Source organism: Ruegeria sp. BHSC043, from assembly GCF_059612985.1.
Genome location: NZ_JBXWRS010000003.1, coordinates 209,345 through 229,620, shown reverse-complemented (window position 1 = coordinate 229,620; position 20,276 = coordinate 209,345). Strand labels below are relative to the sequence as shown.

Below are 20,276 nucleotides of genomic sequence, written 5' to 3'. Positions count from 1 at the left end.
GCTCTGCCGGAATCCTGTGTCCGAACGGACCGGGAAAATAACAATGAGCCTTGCTGAAAAACTGGCACAGGAACGGCGCGCGCGGTTGGCGGCCGAACGCATGTTGGCATTGAAACAGGCCGAATTGTCATCGGCCAATCAAAAGCTGGGTGAATACGCCCTGGCGCTGACCAAGCGGATCGGCGAAACCCAGGCCGAGGTTGCGACCGTTCGGGACGAGAATGAAAGGGTCAAATCCGACCTGACCATCGCACATGCCAAGATCGAAGTGGCCGAGCGCCGCCTGTGGCATTCGATCCAGACCATTCAGGACGGGTTCGCATTCTTTGACGGCAATGATCGCCTGATCAGCGCCAATACCGCCTATCTGAGCGTATTTGAAGGGCTGGATGAGGTCGCGCCAGGCGTCTCGTATCAACGCATACTCGATCTGCTGACCGACGAGGGGATCATCATCATCGCCGACGAAGAGGCCGAGACGTGGAAAGCCCGTATGCGGCGGCGCTGGGCCCGGATGGCCCCTCCGCCCGAGGTGATCCAGCTGTGGAACGGGCAGTACATCAAGCTGATCGACCAGCGTGGGCAAGGGGGCGACGTGGTCAGCCTGGCGCTGAACATCACCGCCTCGGTCCAGCACGAGACGCAGTTGCAGGCCGCGCGCGACAAGGCCGAGGCAGCCAACCGGGCCAAGTCGGCCTTTCTGGCCAACATGAGCCACGAAATTCGAACCCCGATGAACGGCATCGTCGGGATGACCGACCTGTTGTCGGAAACCCCGATGAACGACGAACAGCGGCTCTATGTCGATACGATCCGCGCCTCGGGCGAGGCGTTGCTGGTCATCATCAACGACGTTCTGGACTATTCCAAGATCGAGGCCGACAAGCTTGAACTGCATCCCGAGAAATTCGACCTGGAACGTTGCATCCTCGAGGTCGCGACGTTGCTGCAACCCACGGTGCGCGACAAGGGTCTGACCCTTCTGGTCGACTACGACCTGTTTCTACCCACGCTGTTCGTGGGCGATCCGGGCCGGGTGCGGCAGGTCCTGACCAACCTGGTCGGAAACGCGGTCAAGTTCACGCCCCAGGGGCATGTGCTGATCCGGGTCACCGGGGTGCCGAATGCCGAACGGAAGACTTGCGACATCCACGTCGCGATCGAGGATACGGGCATCGGGATTCCGCCCGACAAGATCGACCACATCTTCGGCGAGTTCAACCAGATCGAGGACGCCAAATCCCGCGAGTTCGACGGCACTGGGCTTGGGCTGGCCATCAGCAAGCGGCTGATCACGATGATGGGCGGCGCCATCTGGGTTGAAAGCGATCCTGGCAAAGGGTCCTGTTTCGGGTTCCGCCTGACGCTGCCCACCGTCGAGGGCGCGCAGCCCGTTCCGCCGCCGGATCTTGCGGACCGGCTGAAACATGTCGTCCTGGTCGAGGATCTTGCCGTCAACCGGGCGATTCTGGGCAAGCAGCTGCGACGGCTCGGGGCCGAGGTGACGGACTGCGCCACCGGCACCCAGGCCTTGTCGGCGATGCAAGGGTCGGTGGATCTCGTGCTGTGCAACCATGATCTGCCCGACATGGATGGGTTGGAACTGGCGGCGACGTTGCGCAGCCGGGGCTGGGACAAGGTGCCGATCGTGCTGATTTCGGCGAATCCGGGCATCATTCATGCTGACCCCAACCACCACCTGATCCAGGGCGTTCTGAAGAAGCCGATCCCGCGGGCTGAACTGTTCTCGCGCCTGATGGATTTGGGGGGTGGGGTATTGCCGCGACCCAGAGCGGCGGACTTTGCCACTGCCCCGGTGCGCATGGCGAGCGGGAAACGACGTCTCATGCGGGTTCTGGCCGCCGAGGACAACCGGACAAACCAGCTGATCCTGACGAAAATGACCAAGGGCCTGAACATCGAGCTACGGCTGGCGGCCAACGGGCTCGAGGCGATCGCGGCCTATGACGAATTCGAACCCGACCTGATTTTCATGGATATTTCGATGCCGAAGATGGACGGCAAGCAGACGACCGAGGAAATACGGCGCAAAGAGATCGGAACGGGCCGGCACGTCCCGATCGTGGCCCTGACGGCCCATGCGATGATGGGCGACAGAGAAAATATCCTTGCGGCGGGTTTGGATCATTTTCTGACCAAGCCCCTGCAGAAGAAGCTGATCTGCGAAATGATCCAGGCGCATTGCCCGACGGGTGCTCAACCCGTCATTGTCGAGCCAGCCGGTGCGGTTTAGGCGGGCGCCATGTCACAGGAACGAGGTTTTCGCCCCCGCGCCTTGGGCGAAATTGCAATACGCTGCACCAACATGGCGGCGATGGTTGACTTCTAGGAAAACGTCATCGGGCTGACCCGCCTGCATGGCGGTCATGATAGGGCGATCGCATTCTTTCGGATTGCAGAAGGGTTCGACGGGCACACACAGGTTTTGGCGCTGTTTCACCATGGGGCAGCGCCGCGGTCGGGTTTTCACCCCACTGCTGCCGACAAACCCATGACTGGGGCGCAATCGTCGCTGCACCATATCGCCTTGTCTCTTCCGTTTGCGGAACAGGAGGTCGTCATGCGCTGGTATGATCAAATCGGCCAGCCCTATCGCGTCGAACGGTTCGGCTGGATCGGTTGGCGCGGCGTGTTTACCACGGACCCCGAGGGCAACACGGTCGAGCTGGTGGCATATGATGCCTCGATGCTGGATCAGGCCTGATAGGGGCGCACGAATACCGGTTTGTCCGGTTCCGACAAATCAGACCGATACACATAGCCGCCGGTGTCGAAATCCTGCAGGCTCTCCGGATCGGTCAGCCGGTGCCGGATGATGTACCGCGCCATTGAGCCGCGGGCCTTCTTGGCAAAGAAGCTGACGATCTTGGGCGTGCCGCCCTTGTCCTCCATGAAGACCGGGGTGATGACCCGCAGTTTCAGGGCCGTGGGATCGACTGCGCCGAAATATTCCTGGCTGGCGCAGTTCACCAGCGTATCGGTGCCCAGTGCCTCGGCCTGCGCGTTCAGCGCCTTGCTTAGCTGGTCGCGCCAGTAGTCATACAGGTTCTTGCCGCGTCGGGTTTTCAGCCGGCTGCCCATTTCCAGCCGATAGGGCTGAATGGCGTCCAGCGGGCGCAGCAGGCCGTAAAGCCCCGACAGGATGCGCAGATGGTCCTGCGCCCAGGCCAGCTCCTCGGCGTCCAGCGATGCCGCCTCGAGCCCCTGATAGGTGTCGCCGGCAAAGGCCAGTGCGGCCGGCCGGGTGGCCTCGGGCTGCGGCGCGTCGGCAAAGGCGCGGAACCGGTCGCGGTTCAGCCGGGCCAGATCGTCACTGAGGCTCATCAGCTTTTTCAGATCCCCCAGCGTCAGGTTGCGCGCGGTTTTCGCCAACCGGATCGCGTCGTCCTGAAAATCGGGCTGGGTCGGTGCAACGTCCCGCTCTGCCCAGTCCAGCCGCTTGGCCGGAGAGATCACCACCAGCATGTCTGCCCCCTTTTTCGTGCCTGCCCGTCGATACCTAGCCCGCCGCGCGCAGCACGTCCAGAAATGCTGCGGCGAAACGTTCGGCGCGGCGGTCGCCCAGAATCTGCTCCAGCGCGCGTTCGTCGCAAGGGCGCATCTGCGCCACCTTAGCCAGTTGCGCGGCAGAGCAGCTCAGTGGTTTGTCGATCCCGTCCGGGCCTCGGGCCAGCTGCGCCTGCACCTCGAGCAGTCGGTCGTAGATATCGCCCTGTTCGCGCCCTGCCAGCTTGCGGCGCGCCGGATGCAGCGCCTGCGCCTCGCCTGCGATCACCTCAAGGAAGGTATCGCCATAGCGGTCCAGCTTTTTCGCGCCAACACCGCCGATCCGGGCCATCTCGTCCAGCGTCATGGGGCGTTTTTCCGCCATCTCGATCAGCGTGCGGTCGGGAAAGATGACATAGGCGGGCACGCGGGCGGCCTCGGCCAGCGCGCGGCGCTTGGCCTTGAGCGCCGAAAGCAGGGGCGCGTCCTCCTCTGAAACCATCATCTTGACCGCGGGCCGCCGGGTGGCCTTGCGCAGCGTATCCTTGCGCAGGGTGATCTGCGCCTCGCCCTTCAGGATCGGCTTGGCGGCCTCGGTCATGCGCAGCGCGCCGTGGCGTTCGGGGTCGGGGCGCACCAGGTCGTGGCCCATCATCTGTCGGAAGATCGCCTGCCATTGCGGGCGCGACCAGTCCTTGCCAATGCCGTAGGTGGGCAATTCGTCATGCCGCCGCGCGCGGATCTTGTCGGTGTCGTTGCCCAAGAGGATGTCGATCAGGTGGCCCGAACCAAACCATTCCTCGGTGCGCAGGATTGCAGACAGGGCCATGCGCACTGGCGTGGTGCCGTCGAACAGCTCGGGCGGGCTGTCGCACAGGTCACATTTGCCGCAGGGCTCGGCCTGTTCCCCGAAATAACCCAGCAGAGTCTGGCGGCGGCAGTGCAGCGCCTCGGCCAGACCCAGCAGCGCGTTCAGACGGGCATGGTCGGCGGCGCGGCGTTCAGGTGGGGCCAGACCCTCGTCGATCTGGCTGCGGCGCAGGCGGATGTCGTCGGGGCCGAACAGGGTCAGGGTCTCGGCCGGCCCGCCGTCGCGGCCGGCGCGGCCGATTTCCTGGTAATAGGCCTCGATCGATTTCGGGAGGTCCGCATGGGCGACCCAGCGGATGTCGGGCTTGTCGATGCCCATGCCGAAAGCCACGGTGGCCACCACGATCAGCCCGTCCTCGCGCGCGAAGCGGGTTTCGACGATGCGGCGGTCCTCGGCCTCCATCCCGCCGTGATAGTGGCAGGCGCTGTGGCCTTGTTCGCGCAGGGCCTGCGCCAGCACTTCGGTCTTGTTGCGGGTGCCGCAATAGACGATGCCCGACTGGCCCCGGCGTGCGTCGGCGAAATCCAGGATCTGCTTGCGCGGGCTGTCCTTGGCGGCAAAGGCCAGGTGGATGTTCGGGCGGTCGAAGCCACGCAGGAACTTGCGCGGGGGCTTGCCGTCGAACAGTTTCTCGACGATTTCGTCTTGCGTTTCCGCGTCCGCCGTGGCGGTGAAGGCGGCCAGCGGCACGTCCAGCGCGCGCCGCAGCTCTCCGATCCGCAGGTAGTTGGGGCGGAAATCATGACCCCACTGGCTGACGCAATGGGCCTCGTCCACGGCGATCAGGCTGACATTAATCCGCCGCAGCATCCCCAGCGCCGAGCCCGCCGCCAGCCGTTCGGGCGCCATGTAGAGCAGCTTCAGCCGCCCGGCCTCGAGCGCCTCCCACACGGCGTCGGTTTCCTCGGGCGTGTTGCCCGAGGTCAACGCACCAGCCTCGACACCGGCCTCTTGCAGCCCTCGCACCTGGTCGCGCATCAGCGCAATCAGCGGCGAGATCACCACGGTGACCCCATCGCGCAGCAGGGCAGGTAGCTGATAACACAGGGATTTGCCGCCCCCGGTGGGCATGATCGCCAGCACGTTCTCGCCGGCGGTCACGGCATCGACGATCTCTTCCTGCCCGGGGCGGAACTCATCGAATCCAAAGACATCTCGCAGCAGAGGCGCGGCGTCGAACATGTGCGGGGGTGCCCTGTTTCAAGATTTGACTGCTCTTGAACGGACAATCACACAGTCGGAATCGGGGAACAAGAGGTCAGTAGAAATAGACCGCGTTGTTGATGAGGATGATCCGCAGCGCATAGACCCCGATCAGCACCACCAGCGGCGTCAGGTCCAGACCGCCCATGTTGGGCAGAATGCGGCGGATCGGGCCATAGATCGGCTCGAGCAGGCGGTTCAGGCCGTACCAGATCTGGGCGACCAGCTGTTGATGCAGGTTCAGGACCTGGAAGTTGATCAGCCAGCTCATGATCACATGGGCCAGGATGATGAACCAGACGATGTCCAGGATCAGCAGCAGGATTTGGATCAGCGACAGCATGGGCACCTCGTTTTCCGTACGGGCTGAGACCTAAGTGCCCGGGCGGCAATAGGCAAGCCCGCAGTCACAGAACGCTTGCGAAATGGCCCGAAGGCCCGTCTTATGAAATCAAAAGCAGGCAAGGGGCAGAGATGGCAGAGATTTCCAAGCGCAGGCGCATCTGGGGCTGGTGGTTTTTCGACTGGGCCAGCCAGCCGTATCACACCCTGTTGGTGACCTTTGTCTTTGGCCCTTATTTCGCCGGCGTTGCGGCTGAAAATTATGCAACCGCAGGGATGGATGCCGACGCTGCCGCCGCGCAGGCGCAGACGGTCTGGGCCAACTGCCTGACGATCACCGGGCTGATCATCGCTTTCGGCGCGCCGCTGTTGGGGGCCATGGCCGATGTCTCGGGGCGGCGCATCCCATGGATATTTGCCTTTTCCGTGATGTATGCCGTGGGGTCTGCGGCGCTGTGGTTCACGCTGCCGGACGGGTCGAACATGTGGCTGATGCTGTCGGCCTTCGGTCTGGGCTTCGTGGGGGCGGAATACGCGCTGATCTTCATCAACTCGCAATTGCCCGATCTGGGTGATGACAACGAGGTGGGCGAGATCTCGGGCTCGGGCTTTGCCTTCGGCTATTTCGGCGGGCTGATTTCCCTGGCGATCATGCTGGCGCTGTTCGTCGAGCAGCCCAACGGCAAGACGCTGATCGGGATGGAGCCGCTGTTCGGGCTGGACGCCGGCGCGCGCGAGGGCACGCGCTTTGTGGGGCCGTTCACCGCCGGGTGGTTCATCCTGTTCATGGTCCCGTATTTCCTGTGGGTTCGCGACGATCCGGCAGCCGACAAAAAGGGCAGCGTATCCGAAGCGCTGCGCCTGCTGGGAAAATCCGTGGCCGCTCTGCGGTACCGGGTCAGCCTGGCCAGCTATCTGGGGTCATCGATGTTCTACCGGGATGCGCTGAACGGGCTGTACAGTTTCGGCGGCGTCTATGCGCGGCTGGTGCTGCAGTGGGACCTGATCAAGATCGGCATCTTCGGCATCATCAGCGTGCTGGCTTCGGCGGTCTTCGCCTGGATCGGCGGCAAGCTGGACCGGAAATTCGGCCCCAAGCCGGTGATCCTGACTGCGATCTGGGTCTTGATCCTGGTTTGCACCACCATCGTGTCGATGGACCGGTCGCAGATCTTCGGCATCGCCCTGCCCCAAGGGTCGGGCCTGCCGGACATTGTGTTCTTTGGCTGCGGCATCCTGATCGGCGGGATGGGTGGCATTCTGCAATCGGCCAGCCGGTCGTTGATGGTGCGCCACACCGACCCGACCGCCCCGGTCGAGAGCTTTGGTCTTTATGGTCTGTCGGGCCGCGCCACCGCTTTTGCGGCGCCATTGATGATCGGAATTGCAACAACCGCGACCGGCAGTGCGCGGTTGGGGGTGTCTCCGATCGTCGGGTTGTTTATTCTGGGATTGTTCCTAATGCGCTGGGTCAAACCGGAAGGGGATCAGAGCAGATGATTTCATTACGTTTTTTGGTATTTTTGGCAGGAATTGCGCTAGCCGGGGCGGCCGGGGCCCAACCGCTGGCCAAGCAGTTGTTCGGGGCTCAGAAGTACAGTTCGCAACAAAAACCGGCCGCTTTCGGCAGTTATTCGCGCGGATGCGCGGCCGGATCTGTGCAACTGCCCGAGACCGGACCCACCTGGCAGGCGATGCGTCTGTCGCGCAACCGCAACTGGGGCCATCCGCAATCCATCGACTTCGTGCAGGACCTCAGCCGTTTTGCGGCAAAGCAACCGGGATGGAACGGGCTGTATATCGGGGATATCAGCCAGCCGCGGGGCGGGCCGATGACCTCGGGCCACCGCAGCCACCAGCTGGGCCTCGACATCGACATTTGGATGCTGCCCGGTGACAACATGCGCCTGTCGCGCAAGGCGCGCGAGAATATCTCGTCAATCTCCTTGCGCCGCGCGAACGGCGCCTATGTGAATGGCAACTGGACAAAACAGCACCACGCCATCCTGCGCGAGGCGGCCAAGGACAAACGCGTGGCCCGCATTTTCGTGTTTCCGGGTGCCAAGGTGCAGATGTGCAAGGACGAGACCGGCAACCGTGCCTATCTGCGCAAGATTCGACCCTGGTGGGGGCATCATTATCACTTCCACGTTCGGCTGAACTGCCCGCGCGGTTCGCGCGGTTGCGTCAATCAGGATCCGCCTCCCAAGGGCGACGGCTGCGCCGAGGCCGAACAGTGGGTGCGCAACATCTTGAACCCGCCGCCGCCCGACCCCAACGCGCCGCCTCCGAAGAAACGGCGTGAATATGTTCTGGCGGATCTGCCCCAGCAATGCGCCGCCGTCTTGCAGTCCAACTGATCGCCAGCCTGTTTCTGGCCGGTTCCGCCTGGGCGGTCGAAGTCAAATCGGCCGAATATCTGGGCAGCTTTGCATGGCGCGCCAGCCATGACTGGTTCGGCGGTTTCTCTGCCATCCATGTCTCGGAGGATGGGCAGCAGGCCTGGGTGCTGAGCGACCGGGCCATGCTGGTATCGGCCCGCCTCGACCGGGATGGCGATCGGATCGCCGGGGTGCGCATCGTGTATCATGAACCGCTGAAGTCCAGCCGCGGGCGGGCGCTGCGCGGCGGTGTCGGCGATTCCGAGGGGCTGGCGCTGGCGCCCGACGATAGCTTCTACATCTCGTTCGAAGGTGTGCATCGCGTGGCCCACTACGCAACGCCAAAGGCCCGCGGCCGCGTTCTGCCGCGACCCGCCGAGTTCGACGAGCTGGAGCGGAACGGTTCGTTCGAAGGTCTGGCCATCGACGCGCAGGGCCGCCTGTACACGCTGCCCGAGAAAAGCCGAACGGCAAATGGCGACATCCCGGTCTATCGCTGGAACGGGCGCGCCTGGTCCACCCCCTTCGTCCTGCCGCAACGGGGCCGCTTTCTGCCGGTGGCCGCCGATTTCGGCCCGGACGGGCGGTTCTACGTGCTGGAACGCGCGGTGGCTCTGATCGGGTTCCGGTCGCGGCTGCGTCGGTGGCAGGTCGACGGTGATACACCCACGGCCGAAGAAACCCTGTTTCAGACGGCAACCGGAACCCATGACAACCTCGAGGGGCTGTCCGTCTGGCGCGACGGGCAGGGGCGGATGCGGGCCACGATGATCTCGGATGATAATTTTCTGGCGCTGCAACGCACCGAACTGGTCGAATATCTGCTGCCGGATTGACACGGGCCGATCCCGGGCCTAAAAGCGCGGCTTGCTTTGGGAAACCCCCGGGGCCAAGTCGCCGCTACCTTGTCAAAACGGGCATCAGAACATGCAACGCAGCTTTTTCCCCGGCATTCTTGCCATGGCCGCCATCGTCGTGGCCTCGAACATCCTGGTCCAGTTCCTGATCTTTGACGGGCTGCTGACCTGGGGTGCCTTCACCTATCCGCTGGCCTTTCTTGTCACCGACATCATGAACCGCGTCTATGGCGCGGGTCCGGCCCGCAAGGTCGTGTTTGCCGGCTTCGTCACCGGCGTGATCTGCTCGCTGATCGGCAGCCAGATCATGCTGCAGGGCGACGGGTTTACCTACGCCGCCGTGCCGTTGCGCATCGCCGTGGCTTCGGGAACCGCGTTCCTGATCGCGCAGCTGACCGACGTCACCGTGTTCAACGCCATGCGCGAAGGCCGCTGGTGGCGCGCGCCGTTGGTGTCCACACTGGTCGGATCGGCGCTGGATACCGCGATCTTCTTCACCATCGCCTTCTCGGCCTCGGTGACCTTCTTCGGTGCCGAAGCGGATGCGGCCATCAACTGGGCGTGGGAGCCCGTGCCCTTCATGCTGTCGGGCCCCGAGGCGCCCCTGTGGGTGACGCTGGCCTTTGCCGACTGGCTGGTGAAGCTGTCGCTGGCCCTGGTCGCGCTGATCCCCTTCAAGATGATCGTCGCGCGCCTGACCGCACAGCCCGCGTAAGAAAACGCTTTGAGAATGGCACAAGTTGTGTCACCATCCTTTTCAACCGCAACAGATAGAAAAGGAGGTGATCCAGTGTCGAGAAAGAGATTGGAGAGAGGTGTCGGAACAACCGGGGGGACCGCCTGCTAGGGCAGCCCTTGGCGGAGCGCGCGCTCCGGCTGGTCGATTGATCTAACCGACCCGACCTCCTGAACTTTCGAAGGGCCGTCCCGCCGGGGCGGCCCTTTCTGTTTTCGGGTGACGCCTGTAAGGTCACGCCCATGCTGCGCATCACCGATGATATCACCCTGTACGATTGGGAAATGACCGAGAGCTTCATCCGCGCCTCGGGTCCCGGTGGGCAGAACGTCAACAAGGTCTCGACTGCGGTCGAGCTGAGGTTCGAGGCCGCGCGCTCGCCCTCGCTGCCCGATCCGGTCAAGGTGCGGCTGAAACGGCTGGCCGGGCGGCGCTGGACCAAGGATGGCGCGATCATCATCCAATGCGACGAGACCCGCAGCCAGGCCCGCAACCGCGAGATCGCCCGCGCCCGTCTGGCCGAGTTGATCGGCAAAGCGCTGGTCAAACCCAAGCGACGGATCGCGACGAAACCCACCTACGGCTCGGTCAAGCGACGACTGGCGGCGAAAAAGGCCCGGTCCGACGTCAAGGCGCTGCGCGGCAAGGTGGCGGAAGATTGATCTAGCATCTTTCCCTGCCGTTGCTAGTCTGACCGCGTCAAGAGGCAGGGAGGCAAGGCCATGAGGCTGGAGGGAAAAACCGCAATCGTGACCGGCGGCGCATCCGGGTTCGGGGCCGGGATCGTACAGAAGTTCCTGACCGAGGGCGCACGGGTGATGATCGCCGACATCAACGGGGATGCCGCGCGTCACATGGCGGCAACGCTGGGCCCTCTGGCCGACCACCGCCAGGTGGATGTCTCCGACGGCGACTCGGTCCAGGCGATGTCGGATGCGGCGCTGGGACTCTACGGCCATCTGGACATCCTGGTGAACAATGCCGGTGTGACCCACCTGCCGACGCCGCTGGAGGAGGTCAGCGAAGAAGATTTCGACCGCGTCTATCGCGTGAACATGAAGTCGGTCTTTCTGACCGCGCGGACGCTGGTGCCGCATATGAAATCGCGCGGGTCGGGGGCGATCCTGAACGTCGCCTCGACCGCCGGATTGTCGCCGCGCCCGAACCTGAACTGGTACAACGCCTCAAAGGGCTGGATGATCACCGCGACCAAGACCATGGCGGTCGAGCTGGCCCCGTCCGGTGTGCGCGTGAACGCGATCTGCCCGGTGGCGGGGGAAACGCCTCTACTGAAATCCTTCATGGGCGAGGACACGCCCGAAATCCGCGCCAGGTTCTTGTCGACTATCCCGTTGGGCCGGTTCTCGACCCCGCAGGACATGGGCAACGCCGCCTGTTTCCTGTGCTCGGACGAGGCCAGCATGATCACCGGCGCCGCGCTTGAGGTGGACGGCGGCCGCTGCATCTGACTGCCCCTTCATCTGGCCCAAAATATCCCCGCCGGAGGCAGCGCGCACCGGCGCGCTTTCCCGCAGTAAAGGACAAACCCAAATGACCCCCGGACCCAGAAACCTGATCACCGACATACCCGGCCTGCTGGTGGGCAACGCTCAGGACGCGGCCCTGAAATCAGGTGTCACGGTCCTGACCGGGGATCAGCCCTTGCGGGCCTCGGTGCATGTGATGGGGGGCGCCCCCGGCACGCGCGAGACCGATCTGCTGGCCGCCGACAAGACCGTCGACCGGGTGGATGCGATCGTGCTCTCGGGGGGCTCGGCCTTCGGGCTGGATGCCTGTTCAGGCGTGATGGACGGGCTGCATGCCCAAGGTCGTGGGTTTCAGGTAGGGTCGGCCGTGGTGCCGATCGTACCCGGTGCGATTCTGTTCGACATTCTGAACGGCGGCGACAAGGCGTGGGGTGAAAACCCGTACCGCGCTTTGGGCCGGGCCGCATTTGACGCCGCGGCGGAGACGTTCGATCTGGGCAGCGCCGGGGCCGGAACCGGCGCGCTGACGGCCATGTGCAAGGGCGGGCTGGGCTCGGCCTCGGCGATTTTGCCGGGCGGCGTGACCGTGGGTGCGCTGGTTGCGGCCAACCCGTTGGGCAGCGTCACCACCCCGGGCGACCAGCATTTTTGGGCCGCCCCGTTCGAGATCGGGGCCGAGTTCGGCGGGCTGGGGCCGGATGCGGCGTCCGGTCTGGGGGTTCCCGCGCCCAGCCGCAAGGCCCGGGCAATGGGCCATCCCCCGCCCGACAAGGCCAACACGACCATCGCCATCGTCGCCACTGATGCGGCCCTGACCAAACCGCAGTGCCAGCGCATGGCTGTGGCCGCCCATGACGGGATCGCCCGCGCCATCCTGCCCGCCCACACGCCGGGCGACGGTGACTTGGTGTTCGGCGTCAGCACGGGGCGGACCCCTTCGGCCGATGTTGATCTGGCTCTGCTGGGCCACGCCGCTGCCCTGTGCCTGACCCGCGCCATAGCGCGCGCGGTCTACCATGCGAAACCGGCGCCAGGCGACCTTCTGCCGTGCTGGTCGGACCTGAAAAGCACGCCTTGAAAATAGCCCTTTCGAATGCGTCAGGTCACCGCCGCGCGTCAAATTGCGCATTGACTTCGCGGGGGTTTGCTACTGGTTAAAGGGCAGCCAATTCTTATCGGAGCAACGCCAATGAAACGTATCATCGCGACTGCCATCGTCGGCCTGATGGCCGTGCCGGCCCTGGCCGAAGGCGACGCCGAAGCCGGCGCCAAGACCTTCAACAAGTGCAAGTCCTGCCACATGATCGCAACACCCGAGGGCGAGACGATCGTCAAGGGCGGCAAGACCGGGCCGAACCTGTACGGTATCGCGGGCCGTACCGCCGGCGCCGAGGAAGGCTTCAAATACGGCGCCAGCCTGGTTGCGGCCGGTGAAAAAGGCCTGGTCTGGGACGAGGAAAGCTTCGTCGCCTATGTTCAGGACCCCAAGGCGTTCCTGAAAGACTACCTGGGTGAAACCTCGGCCAAGTCGAAGATGACCTTCAAGTTGAAAAAGGGTGGCGAAGACGTCTTTGCCTATCTGCAAAGCGTTTCGGCCGAATAAGCCGCACTTGCCAAAAAACCGGAACAAGTACAAAAGGCCGCAGCCCTGCGGCCTTTCGTGCGCTTGATTGAAACGTCGATCATCGCCAGATTCGTCGCGGACCAACAACGCTGCGCCCGACCCACCAGCGCATCGCGCCCAGTCGCCGATGCCGCCAGAGCGACGCAGTCACATCAGGAGAGGACAGATGGGAATCATGATCCCGGCTTGGGTTCATGGCGAGCTGACACCCGTGGACAAGCTGGAAGCCCACGAAAAGGGGCTCAAGCACAAGGCGGTCTCGGTCTTCGTCGTGCGGGGCACCGAGATTCTGATGCAGCGTCGCGCGCTGGGCAAATATCACACGCCCGGCCTGTGGGCGAATACCTGTTGCACCCATCCCGACTGGGACGAAAACTCCTCGGACTGCGCCGTGCGCCGTCTGCGTGAGGAGTTGGGCATCACCGGGCTTTATCCTGAATACCGGCACCGGCTGGAATATCATGCGGATGTCGGAAACGGGATGGTCGAGAACGAGGTCGTGGACGTGTTCTTGGCGCATGTGCGCGGGCCGCTGAAGATCGAGCCCAATCCCGACGAGGTGATGGAGATCCGCTGGATCGACTATCACGATCTGCTGGCCGAAGTGCGCCGTCATCCCGAACGGTTCACCCCGTGGCTGAAGATCTACCTGCACAACCACGCTGACACGATCTTTGGCCCCGACCTGATCATCTCGGCCAAATCCTGACGCGCCCATCTTGCAAGGGCTGACGAAGCCGCATACATCACGGCGTCATGGCCAAGCAAAAGCAGAAGACAGACCCCAATTACAAGGTGATCGCCGAAAACCGGCGGGCCCGCTTTGATTACGCGATCGAAGAGGATATCGAGTGCGGCATCGTGCTGGAAGGGTCCGAGGTCAAGTCTCTGCGCGCGGGCGGGGCGAACATCGCCGAAAGTTATGCCGCTGTCGAGGATGGCGAACTGTGGTTGATCAACAGCTACATCGCGCCCTACGAGCAGGCCAAGGCGTTCAAGCACGACGAGCGCCGCCGGCGCAAGTTGCTGGTCTCCCGCAAGGAACTGTCGAACCTGTGGGCCGCCACCCAGCGCAAGGGCATGACGCTGGTGCCGCTGGTTCTGTATTTCAACCACAAGGGCCGGGCCAAACTGAAGATCGGCATCGCCAAGGGCAAGAAGATCCACGACAAGCGCGAAACTCAGGCCAAGCGCGACTGGTCGCGCCAGAAACAGCGTCTGCTGAAGGATCACGGCTGACCCGGGCTGCGCCGCGGGTCAGAGTGGATCAGAATGCCATGGTGGCCTGCACCGCCCGTTTCCAGCGCGCATAGGCCGCTTCGCGGTCAGCCTCCGGCAGGATCGGTTCGAACCGTTGGTCCAGCGCCCAGGTGTCGGCAAATCCGGCCTGATCGGGATAGACCCCGGCCTTCATCCCCGCCAACCAGGCCGCGCCCAGCGCCGTGGTTTCCTGCATCACCGGCCGGTCGACCGGCGCGCCCAGGATGTCCGACAGACCCTGCATCGCCCAGTCGGACGCGCTCATCCCGCCATCGACCCGCAGGATCACGTCCGCGTCGGCGCCCCAATCGCCCTGCATCGCGTGCCACAGGTCGCGGGTCTGGAAGGCGATGCTTTCCAGCGTGGCCCGTGCGATCTCGGCCCGACCCGAGTTGCGGGTCAGACCGAACATGGCGCCGCGGCAGTCGGGCTTCCAATAGGGCGCACCCAGCCCGGTGAAGGCGGGCACCAGCACGACATGCTGGTTGGGGTCGGACTGCGCGGCCAGTTCGCCGCTTTGCGGGGCCGAGTCGATGATCTGCAGCGCGTCGCGCAGCCACTGCACCGCCGCGCCCGCGATGAAGATCGAGCCTTCCAGCGCATAGGTCCGCTGACCGTCCAGCTGATAGGCGATGGTGGTCAGCAGCGCAAAACAGCCCGTGCCATAAGTGGATTTCATCATGCCCGGCTGGAAACAGGCCTGCCCGATCGTGGCGGCCTGCTGGTCACCGGCCACGCCCAGAATCGGGATCGCCCCGCCAAACAGGCTGGTCTGGCCGAAATCGGCCGCGCAGTCGTGCACCTCGGGCAGCATCGACAGCGGCACGTCCAGAAGATCGCAGATCTCGGCGCTCCAGTTGCCCTTGTGGATGTCGAACAACAGGGTGCGCGCGGCGTTGGTGGCGTCGGTGGCGTGGACGCGGCCCTGGGTCAGGCGCCAGATCAGGAAACTGTCGATGGTGCCGAACAGCAGCTCGCCCGCCTCGGCCCGGTCGCGCGCGCCGGGTACGGTGTCCAGTATCCACTTGACCTTGGTGCCCGAGAAATACGGGTCGAGCAGCAGGCCGGTTTGGGCGGTCACGTCATCCTCGCAGCCCGCGTCGCGGAACCGCCGGCAGATCTCGGCGGTGCGGCGGTCCTGCCAGACGATGGCGTTGTGGATGGCCTTGTCGGTCGTCTTGTCCCAGACCACGGTGGTTTCGCGCTGGTTGGTGATGCCGATCCCGGCGATTTGGTCGGCCGAGGCACCGACCTCGTCCATCACCTGCCGGCAGACGTTCAGGACGCTGTCCCAGATTTCCTCGGGGTCGTGCTCGACCCAGCCTTCCTGCGGGAAATACTGGGTGAATTCCTGCTGTGCGGTGCCCACGCGCTGCATCTGCGCGTCGAACAGGATCGCGCGCGAGGACGTGGTGCCCTGATCGATTGCCAGAATATAGGTCATGCCCGTGCTCCCCCTGTCATCATTTTCAGGGGACATTAGGCGATTGGTCAGGGCCGTTCCAGACCCCAGTTTCAGGCCACCGGCACGTCGATATTGTCGATTAGGCGCACGCCCTCCAGCCAAGCGGTGGCGAACAGGCGCGCGGGGCGGGTGGCGGCGGTCAGCGGCGTAAGCGTTTCGGCGCAGCGCAGGTCGATATACTCCACTTCGGAAAAGCCTGCCGCCAGCAGCGCGTCGCGGGCCGGCCCCACCAGATCCGCGAACGCGGCGCCCTGCGCTAGTTGCCCGGCCATGTCCTGCATCACCGCATGCATCCGCGCCCCGGTCACCAGCCCCTGGTCCGACAGACGCAGGTTGCGTGAGGACATCGCCAGCCCCGAGGGCTCGCGCACGGTGGGGCAACCGATCACTTCGATCGGGATGTCCAGATCGCGGGCCATGCGGCGCACGACCATCAACTGCTGATAGTCCTTTTCGCCGAAATAGGCTCGGTCCGCCTGCGTCTGCAGGAACAGTTTCGCCACGACGGTCGCCACGCCGTCGAAATGTCCGGGGCGGAATTCGCCCTCCATCACGTCGGTGAGGCCGGCGACGGACACAGTGGTGGCGAATCCGTCGGGATAGATCTGGTCTGGGTCGGGGACATAGATCGCGTCGACCCCCAGCGGCGCCAGCTTGGCCGCGTCGTCCTGCTCGGTGCGGGGGTACTTGGCCAGATCCTCGGGATTGTTGAACTGTTTGGGGTTGACGAAGATCGTCACGATCACCCGGTCGCAATCGGCCCGCGCCGCCTGAGCCAGCGACAGGTGCCCCTGATGCAGCGCGCCCATGGTGGGCACCACGCCGATGGTCTGGCCTGCCCGGCGCCAGGCCTGGGTCATGGCGCGCAGGTCCGGCAGGGTGCGCAGGATGGGCGCGGTCATGCCTTGCCCCCCTTGGCGGGAGCCTGATCGGCAAACACATGCTCGGCTGCGGGGAAGGTGCGGGCGCGCACCTCGGCGGCGTATTCTGCAATGGCAGCCTCGGCCAGCGGGCCCAGATCGGCATAGCGTTTGACGAATTTCGGCTTGAATGCGGTGAAGAAGCCCAGCATGTCATCGACCACCAGGATCTGACCGTCACAGCCCGCCGAGGCGCCGATGCCAATGGTGGGAATGGGCACCTCGGCGGTGATCCGGTCGGCAAGACCCTGCGGAACCTTCTCGAGCACGACGGAAAACGCCCCGGCCTCGGCCACGGCGCGGGCGTCGGCCAGCACCGCCTCGGCCTGTTCGTCGCGGCCCTGCACCTTGTAGCCGCCCAGCGTGTTGATCGACTGCGGCGTCAGACCCACATGCGCCATCACCGGGATGCCGCGCTTGACGAGAAAGCGGATGGTCTCGGCCATCTCGACCCCGCCTTCCAGCTTGACCGCGCCCGCCCCGGTTTCGGCCATCAGCCGCGCGGCGTTGCGAAAGGCCTGTGCCGGGCCTTCCTCGTAGCTGGCAAAAGGCATGTCGATGACCATCATCGCTTTCTCCAGCCCGCGGGCGACGGCCTGGCCGTGCAGGATCATCATCTCCATCGTCACGCCAAGGGTCGAGGTCAGCCCATGCAGCACCATGCCGACGCTGTCGCCCACCAGGACGAAATCGCAATGGGCATCCATCAGCCGTGCCATCGGTGTCGTGTAAGCGGTCAGGCTGACCAGTGGCTCGCCGCCCTTTCTTGCTCGGATATCCTCGGCGTTCGGGGCTTTCTTGCGGGCTGTCGCGCTCATCTTGGGTCCTGTGGACAAGTCATGTTGCAGCGCGGCATAGCAGAGAGCGTCTCCGTTTTCAAAGACCGGTTGCGCCAACAATTCCTTGATTGACCTGAGGTTTGGGGGAACAGTGATTGCAGGCGGCCGCGAAATACCGGGCTGCGACGTAAGCATAGGGGAGGGAATTTTCATGACGAAATCAAGGTATCGCGCCTTTGCGTCCGCCTTGGCGGTGGGCGCCAGCCTGTTTGCGACCCAGGGCTGGGCGCAGTCGGACATCACCATCGCCATGCAGCTGGAGCCGCCGCATCTGGACCCGACCAGCGCCGCCGCGCAGGCCATCGACTCGGTGGTCTATGCGAACGTGTTCCAGGGTCTGACCCGCTTCATGGGGGATGGCTCGATCGTGCCGTCGCTGGCCGAAAGCTGGGACATCTCCGAGGACGGCAAGACCTACACCTTCAAGCTGCATGACGGCGTGACCTTCCACGACGGCACCACGATGGATGCCGAGGACGTGAAGTTCAGCCTCGACCGCGCCACCGCCGAGGACAGCGCCAATGCGCAGAAGGCCCTGTTCGCCGGGATCGAGTCCGTCGAGGCCGTGGACCCGCTGACCGTCAAGATCACCCTGACGGAACCGAACGGCAATTTCCTGTTCAACCTGGCGTGGGGCGACGCGGTGATCGTGGCGCCGGAAAGCATCGAGAACATCAAGACCAACCCGATCGGCACCGGCCCCTACACCTTTGCCGAATGGGTGCAGGGCGATCGCGTCGTCTTGCAGCGCAACCCCGATTACTGGGGCGAGCAGCCGGCGCTGGAAACGGCCACGTTCAAGTTCATCTCGGACCCGACCGCCGCCTTTGCCGCCGTGATGGCCGAGGACGTGGACGTGTTCACCGGCTTCCCGGCCCCCGAAAACCTGCCGCAATTCGAGGCCGATCCGCGGTTCCAGGTGCTGGTCGGCTCGACCGAGGGCGAAACGATCCTGTCCACCAACAACAAGCGGCCGCCGTTCGACGATGTCCGCGTGCGCAAGGCACTGGCCCATGCCATCGACCGGCAGGCCATCATCGACGGCGCGATGTTCGGCTACGGCACCCCGATCGGCACCCATTTCGCGCCGCACCACCCGGCCTATGTCGACCTGACCGGCAACTCGGCTTATGACCCAGAACAGTCCAAGGCCCTGCTGGCCGAGGCAGGGTTCCCGGACGGGTTCGAGACCACCCTGCACCTGCCGCCGCCTTCCTATGCACGGCGCGGGGGCGAGATCATCGCCGCGCAGCTGGCCGAAGTCGGCATCAAGGCCGAGATCATCAACGTCGAATGGGCGCAGTGGCTGGAAAGCGCGTTCAAGGGCAAGGATTACGGCCTGACCATCGTCAGCCATACCGAGCCGATGGATATCGGCATCTATGCCCGGCCGGACTACTATTTCCAGTATGACAATCCCGAGTTCCAGAAGCTGATGGAAACGCTCAACGCCACGACAGACGAGGCCAAGCGGACCGAGTTGCTGCAACAGGCGCAGCGGATCATCGCCGAGGATTACGTCAACGGATACCTGTTCCAGCTGGCGGCGCTGAGCGTGGCCAAGGCCGGCGTCAAGGGCCTGTGGGTCAATGCGCCGACGGCGGCGACCGACCTTGCCGCGATTTCCTGGTCCGAGTGACCGCAAAGGTAGGAGGCCCGGGTGCCCGGGCCTCCGCATTCACCCCAAGGTGCTGGTCCGCATGTATTTTTTGCGCCTTTCGCGTCTTCTGATCTTCAACTTCGCCCTGCTGCTCGCCGGGCTGTTCCATTCGCCCGGTCCGGCCAACGCTCAGGATCTGTTGTCCGAAGGCTTTGCGACAAAGGTGGAAATCCCCGACGAACCCTTGCAGGTCGGCATCGGCATCCATATCGACCAGATCACCGGCGTCGACCAGAAAGCCGAAAACTATGGCGCCGTGGTGGTCATTCGTGGCGAATGGAAAGATCCGGCACTGGCCTTCGATCCGGAAGAAAGAGGGCGAGAGGTTCTGGTGGTCGATCCAAAGAAGCTTGCCGATTACGCGACCTCCATCGGAACGGTCATTCCCGTCTTCGTCATCCAGAACCAGCAGTCCAACCGCTGGATCCACGAATCCGTGGCCGCGGTCTATAGCGACGGCCGGGTCATCTATGTCGAGAAATCGTCCCTGACGTTGCAGGCACCCCATTTCAACTTTCTGAAATACCCGTTCGACACCCAGGAGTTCCACTTCAAGGTGGAATCGATCCTGCCGTCTGAATTCGTGTCCTTCGTGCCGCTACGCGAATTTTCGGGGCTGGGGGATCAGCTGGGAGAGGAAGAGTGGATCCTTGGCAACGACAGGATGGAGAAGAACCACGTCATCGGCGTATCGGGGCGGATCAGCGACCAGGTGGATCTGGTTTTCGAAGGCAAGCGGCACCTGACCTATTACATCATCCGGGTCTTCCTGCCGATGCTGGTTCTGATCACCGTCAGCTGGGCTTTGTTCTTTCTGGATGAATACCGCAAGCGGATCGAGATGTCCGGGGCCAACCTGCTGGTTTTCATCGCCTTCAACTGGGCGATTTCGGCCGACCTGCCCAAACTGGGGTATCTCACCTTCGTCGACTTCATCCTGCAGTGGATGTTTTTGGTCACGGGCGCGATCATTGTCTTCAACGTGGTGCTGCGAAAGATCAAAATTTCGGGGCGCGACGACCTCGCCCGCAAACTCGACAATTACGTTATCAAGTGGATATATCCGCTGGGCTATGCCGCGATCGTGGGCTGGGCGGTTTATGCCTATCTGCTAGCATCTTAGG

The 20,276-nt window shown here is 63.9% G+C and carries 21 protein-coding genes; 14 read left to right on the top strand and 7 right to left on the bottom strand.

Annotated features, from left to right (window positions below; genetic code table 11):
• The first annotated feature begins 43 nt into the window (after nucleotides 1-43).
• Nucleotides 44-2,254 (top strand): response regulator, encoded by a 2,211-nt coding sequence (locus AC2FMM_RS07940; RefSeq protein ID WP_496796262.1) that lies wholly within the window; start codon nucleotides 44-46, stop codon nucleotides 2,252-2,254.
• Nucleotides 2,255-2,266: 12 nt separating this feature from the next.
• On the opposite strand, the gene AC2FMM_RS07935 is transcribed toward AC2FMM_RS07940, so the two are convergent.
• A complete protein-coding gene (locus AC2FMM_RS07935) occupies nucleotides 2,267-2,464 on the bottom strand; it encodes a hypothetical protein (protein WP_496796261.1) in 198 nt (65 codons plus the stop codon).
• A 117-nt stretch (nucleotides 2,465-2,581) separates the two neighbouring features.
• On the opposite strand from AC2FMM_RS07935, the gene AC2FMM_RS07930 reads away from it, so the two are divergent.
• Nucleotides 2,582-2,725 carry a hypothetical protein gene (locus AC2FMM_RS07930; RefSeq protein ID WP_496712403.1) on the top strand — a complete coding sequence of 48 codons (144 nt, stop codon included), beginning with the start codon at nucleotides 2,582-2,584 and terminating at the stop codon, nucleotides 2,723-2,725.
• On the opposite strand, the gene yaaA is transcribed toward AC2FMM_RS07930, so the two are convergent.
• From yaaA to AC2FMM_RS07915, 3 genes are all read right to left on the bottom strand, one after another.
• A complete protein-coding gene (yaaA, locus tag AC2FMM_RS07925) occupies nucleotides 2,716-3,486 on the bottom strand; it encodes a peroxide stress protein YaaA (RefSeq protein WP_496796260.1) in 771 nt (256 codons plus the stop codon). The genes AC2FMM_RS07930 and yaaA overlap by 10 nt on opposite strands.
• Before the next feature lie 34 nt (nucleotides 3,487-3,520).
• Entirely contained in the window at nucleotides 3,521-5,560 is a 2,040-nt protein-coding gene (recQ, locus tag AC2FMM_RS07920; RefSeq protein ID WP_496796259.1) for a DNA helicase RecQ, read from the bottom strand.
• A gap of 76 nt (nucleotides 5,561-5,636) precedes the next feature.
• Complete coding sequence (locus AC2FMM_RS07915) at nucleotides 5,637-5,924, bottom strand: YggT family protein (protein ID WP_005980077.1); 288 nt, start codon at nucleotides 5,922-5,924, stop codon at nucleotides 5,637-5,639.
• A 131-nt stretch (nucleotides 5,925-6,055) separates the two neighbouring features.
• Here AC2FMM_RS07915 and AC2FMM_RS07910 point away from each other — a divergent pair, with 131 nt between their 5' ends.
• From AC2FMM_RS07910 to smpB, 10 genes are all read left to right on the top strand, one after another.
• A complete protein-coding gene (locus tag AC2FMM_RS07910; protein ID WP_496796258.1) occupies nucleotides 6,056-7,423 on the top strand; it encodes an MFS transporter in 1,368 nt (455 codons plus the stop codon).
• Nucleotides 7,420-8,283 (top strand): penicillin-insensitive murein endopeptidase, encoded by an 864-nt coding sequence (mepA, locus tag AC2FMM_RS07905; RefSeq protein WP_496680045.1) that lies wholly within the window; start codon nucleotides 7,420-7,422, stop codon nucleotides 8,281-8,283. The genes AC2FMM_RS07910 and mepA overlap by 4 nt, the downstream gene beginning before the upstream one ends.
• Complete coding sequence (locus AC2FMM_RS07900; protein ID WP_496796257.1) at nucleotides 8,256-9,140, top strand: esterase-like activity of phytase family protein; 885 nt, start codon at nucleotides 8,256-8,258, stop codon at nucleotides 9,138-9,140. Before mepA ends, AC2FMM_RS07900 begins: the two co-directional genes overlap by 28 nt.
• 91 nt (nucleotides 9,141-9,231) lie before the next feature.
• Nucleotides 9,232-9,876, top strand: a complete 645-nt coding sequence (locus tag AC2FMM_RS07895) for a queuosine precursor transporter (protein WP_496742509.1) — start codon at nucleotides 9,232-9,234, stop codon at nucleotides 9,874-9,876.
• 263 nt (nucleotides 9,877-10,139) lie between these two features.
• A complete protein-coding gene (gene arfB, locus AC2FMM_RS07890) occupies nucleotides 10,140-10,559 on the top strand; it encodes an alternative ribosome rescue aminoacyl-tRNA hydrolase ArfB (RefSeq protein WP_496713701.1) in 420 nt (139 codons plus the stop codon).
• Nucleotides 10,560-10,619: 60 nt separating this feature from the next.
• Nucleotides 10,620-11,366, top strand: a complete 747-nt coding sequence (locus AC2FMM_RS07885) for an SDR family oxidoreductase (RefSeq protein ID WP_496713699.1) — start codon at nucleotides 10,620-10,622, stop codon at nucleotides 11,364-11,366.
• Between the two features lie 82 nt (nucleotides 11,367-11,448).
• Nucleotides 11,449-12,462 carry a P1 family peptidase gene (locus AC2FMM_RS07880; protein WP_496742511.1) on the top strand — a complete coding sequence of 338 codons (1,014 nt, stop codon included), beginning with the start codon at nucleotides 11,449-11,451 and terminating at the stop codon, nucleotides 12,460-12,462.
• Between the two features lie 111 nt (nucleotides 12,463-12,573).
• A complete protein-coding gene (locus tag AC2FMM_RS07875; RefSeq protein WP_496713695.1) occupies nucleotides 12,574-12,987 on the top strand; it encodes a c-type cytochrome in 414 nt (137 codons plus the stop codon).
• 187 nt (nucleotides 12,988-13,174) lie between these two features.
• Entirely contained in the window at nucleotides 13,175-13,717 is a 543-nt protein-coding gene (gene idi, locus AC2FMM_RS07870) for an isopentenyl-diphosphate Delta-isomerase (protein ID WP_093964071.1), read from the top strand.
• Nucleotides 13,718-13,764: 47 nt separating this feature from the next.
• Nucleotides 13,765-14,247 carry an SsrA-binding protein SmpB gene (gene smpB, locus AC2FMM_RS07865; protein WP_496680035.1) on the top strand — a complete coding sequence of 161 codons (483 nt, stop codon included), beginning with the start codon at nucleotides 13,765-13,767 and terminating at the stop codon, nucleotides 14,245-14,247.
• A gap of 28 nt (nucleotides 14,248-14,275) precedes the next feature.
• Here smpB and glpK read toward each other — a convergent pair whose 3' ends face one another.
• From glpK to panB, 3 genes are all read right to left on the bottom strand, one after another.
• The gene (glpK, locus tag AC2FMM_RS07860; RefSeq protein ID WP_496796256.1) at nucleotides 14,276-15,712 is read right to left on the bottom strand and encodes a glycerol kinase GlpK; all 1,437 of its coding nucleotides are present in this window, start codon (nucleotides 15,710-15,712) and stop codon (nucleotides 14,276-14,278) included.
• Between the two features lie 71 nt (nucleotides 15,713-15,783).
• Nucleotides 15,784-16,635: a pantoate--beta-alanine ligase gene (gene panC, locus AC2FMM_RS07855; RefSeq protein WP_496689536.1), complete on the bottom strand. Its 852-nt coding sequence runs from the start codon at nucleotides 16,633-16,635 to the stop codon at nucleotides 15,784-15,786.
• Entirely contained in the window at nucleotides 16,632-17,471 is an 840-nt protein-coding gene (gene panB, locus AC2FMM_RS07850) for a 3-methyl-2-oxobutanoate hydroxymethyltransferase (protein ID WP_496680030.1), read from the bottom strand. Before panB ends, panC begins: the two co-directional genes overlap by 4 nt.
• A 172-nt stretch (nucleotides 17,472-17,643) precedes the next feature.
• On the opposite strand from panB, the gene AC2FMM_RS07845 reads away from it, so the two are divergent.
• A complete protein-coding gene (locus AC2FMM_RS07845; RefSeq protein WP_496796255.1) occupies nucleotides 17,644-19,131 on the top strand; it encodes an ABC transporter substrate-binding protein in 1,488 nt (495 codons plus the stop codon).
• Nucleotides 19,132-19,192: 61 nt separating this feature from the next.
• Entirely contained in the window at nucleotides 19,193-20,275 is a 1,083-nt protein-coding gene (locus AC2FMM_RS07840) for a ligand-gated ion channel (RefSeq protein WP_496796254.1), read from the top strand.
• Nucleotide 20,276 lies beyond the last annotated feature (1 nt).

What these genes read in the sequence shown, in the direction of transcription:
- AC2FMM_RS07910 (WP_496796258.1), top strand. Translation starts at nt 6,056, where the DNA reads ATGGCAGAGATTTCCAAGCGCAGGCGCATCTGGGGCTGGTGGTTTTTC.
- smpB (WP_496680035.1), top strand. Translation starts at nt 13,765, where the DNA reads ATGGCCAAGCAAAAGCAGAAGACAGACCCCAATTACAAGGTGATCGCC.
- AC2FMM_RS07880 (WP_496742511.1), top strand. Translation starts at nt 11,449, where the DNA reads ATGACCCCCGGACCCAGAAACCTGATCACCGACATACCCGGCCTGCTG.
- glpK (WP_496796256.1), bottom strand. Translation starts at nt 15,712, where the DNA reads ATGACCTATATTCTGGCAATCGATCAGGGCACCACGTCCTCGCGCGCG.
- AC2FMM_RS07900 (WP_496796257.1), top strand. Translation starts at nt 8,256, where the DNA reads ATGCGCCGCCGTCTTGCAGTCCAACTGATCGCCAGCCTGTTTCTGGCC.
- AC2FMM_RS07930 (WP_496712403.1), top strand. Translation starts at nt 2,582, where the DNA reads ATGCGCTGGTATGATCAAATCGGCCAGCCCTATCGCGTCGAACGGTTC.
- panB (WP_496680030.1), bottom strand. Translation starts at nt 17,471, where the DNA reads ATGAGCGCGACAGCCCGCAAGAAAGCCCCGAACGCCGAGGATATCCGA.
- AC2FMM_RS07885 (WP_496713699.1), top strand. Translation starts at nt 10,620, where the DNA reads ATGAGGCTGGAGGGAAAAACCGCAATCGTGACCGGCGGCGCATCCGGG.
- yaaA (WP_496796260.1), bottom strand. Translation starts at nt 3,486, where the DNA reads ATGCTGGTGGTGATCTCTCCGGCCAAGCGGCTGGACTGGGCAGAGCGG.
- AC2FMM_RS07940 (WP_496796262.1), top strand. Translation starts at nt 44, where the DNA reads ATGAGCCTTGCTGAAAAACTGGCACAGGAACGGCGCGCGCGGTTGGCG.
- arfB (WP_496713701.1), top strand. Translation starts at nt 10,140, where the DNA reads ATGCTGCGCATCACCGATGATATCACCCTGTACGATTGGGAAATGACC.
- AC2FMM_RS07845 (WP_496796255.1), top strand. Translation starts at nt 17,644, where the DNA reads ATGACGAAATCAAGGTATCGCGCCTTTGCGTCCGCCTTGGCGGTGGGC.
- AC2FMM_RS07915 (WP_005980077.1), bottom strand. Translation starts at nt 5,924, where the DNA reads ATGCTGTCGCTGATCCAAATCCTGCTGCTGATCCTGGACATCGTCTGG.
- idi (WP_093964071.1), top strand. Translation starts at nt 13,175, where the DNA reads ATGGGAATCATGATCCCGGCTTGGGTTCATGGCGAGCTGACACCCGTG.
- AC2FMM_RS07840 (WP_496796254.1), top strand. Translation starts at nt 19,193, where the DNA reads ATGTATTTTTTGCGCCTTTCGCGTCTTCTGATCTTCAACTTCGCCCTG.
- mepA (WP_496680045.1), top strand. Translation starts at nt 7,420, where the DNA reads ATGATTTCATTACGTTTTTTGGTATTTTTGGCAGGAATTGCGCTAGCC.
- panC (WP_496689536.1), bottom strand. Translation starts at nt 16,635, where the DNA reads ATGACCGCGCCCATCCTGCGCACCCTGCCGGACCTGCGCGCCATGACC.
- AC2FMM_RS07895 (WP_496742509.1), top strand. Translation starts at nt 9,232, where the DNA reads ATGCAACGCAGCTTTTTCCCCGGCATTCTTGCCATGGCCGCCATCGTC.
- AC2FMM_RS07875 (WP_496713695.1), top strand. Translation starts at nt 12,574, where the DNA reads ATGAAACGTATCATCGCGACTGCCATCGTCGGCCTGATGGCCGTGCCG.
- recQ (WP_496796259.1), bottom strand. Translation starts at nt 5,560, where the DNA reads ATGTTCGACGCCGCGCCTCTGCTGCGAGATGTCTTTGGATTCGATGAG.
- AC2FMM_RS07935 (WP_496796261.1), bottom strand. Translation starts at nt 2,464, where the DNA reads ATGGTGAAACAGCGCCAAAACCTGTGTGTGCCCGTCGAACCCTTCTGC.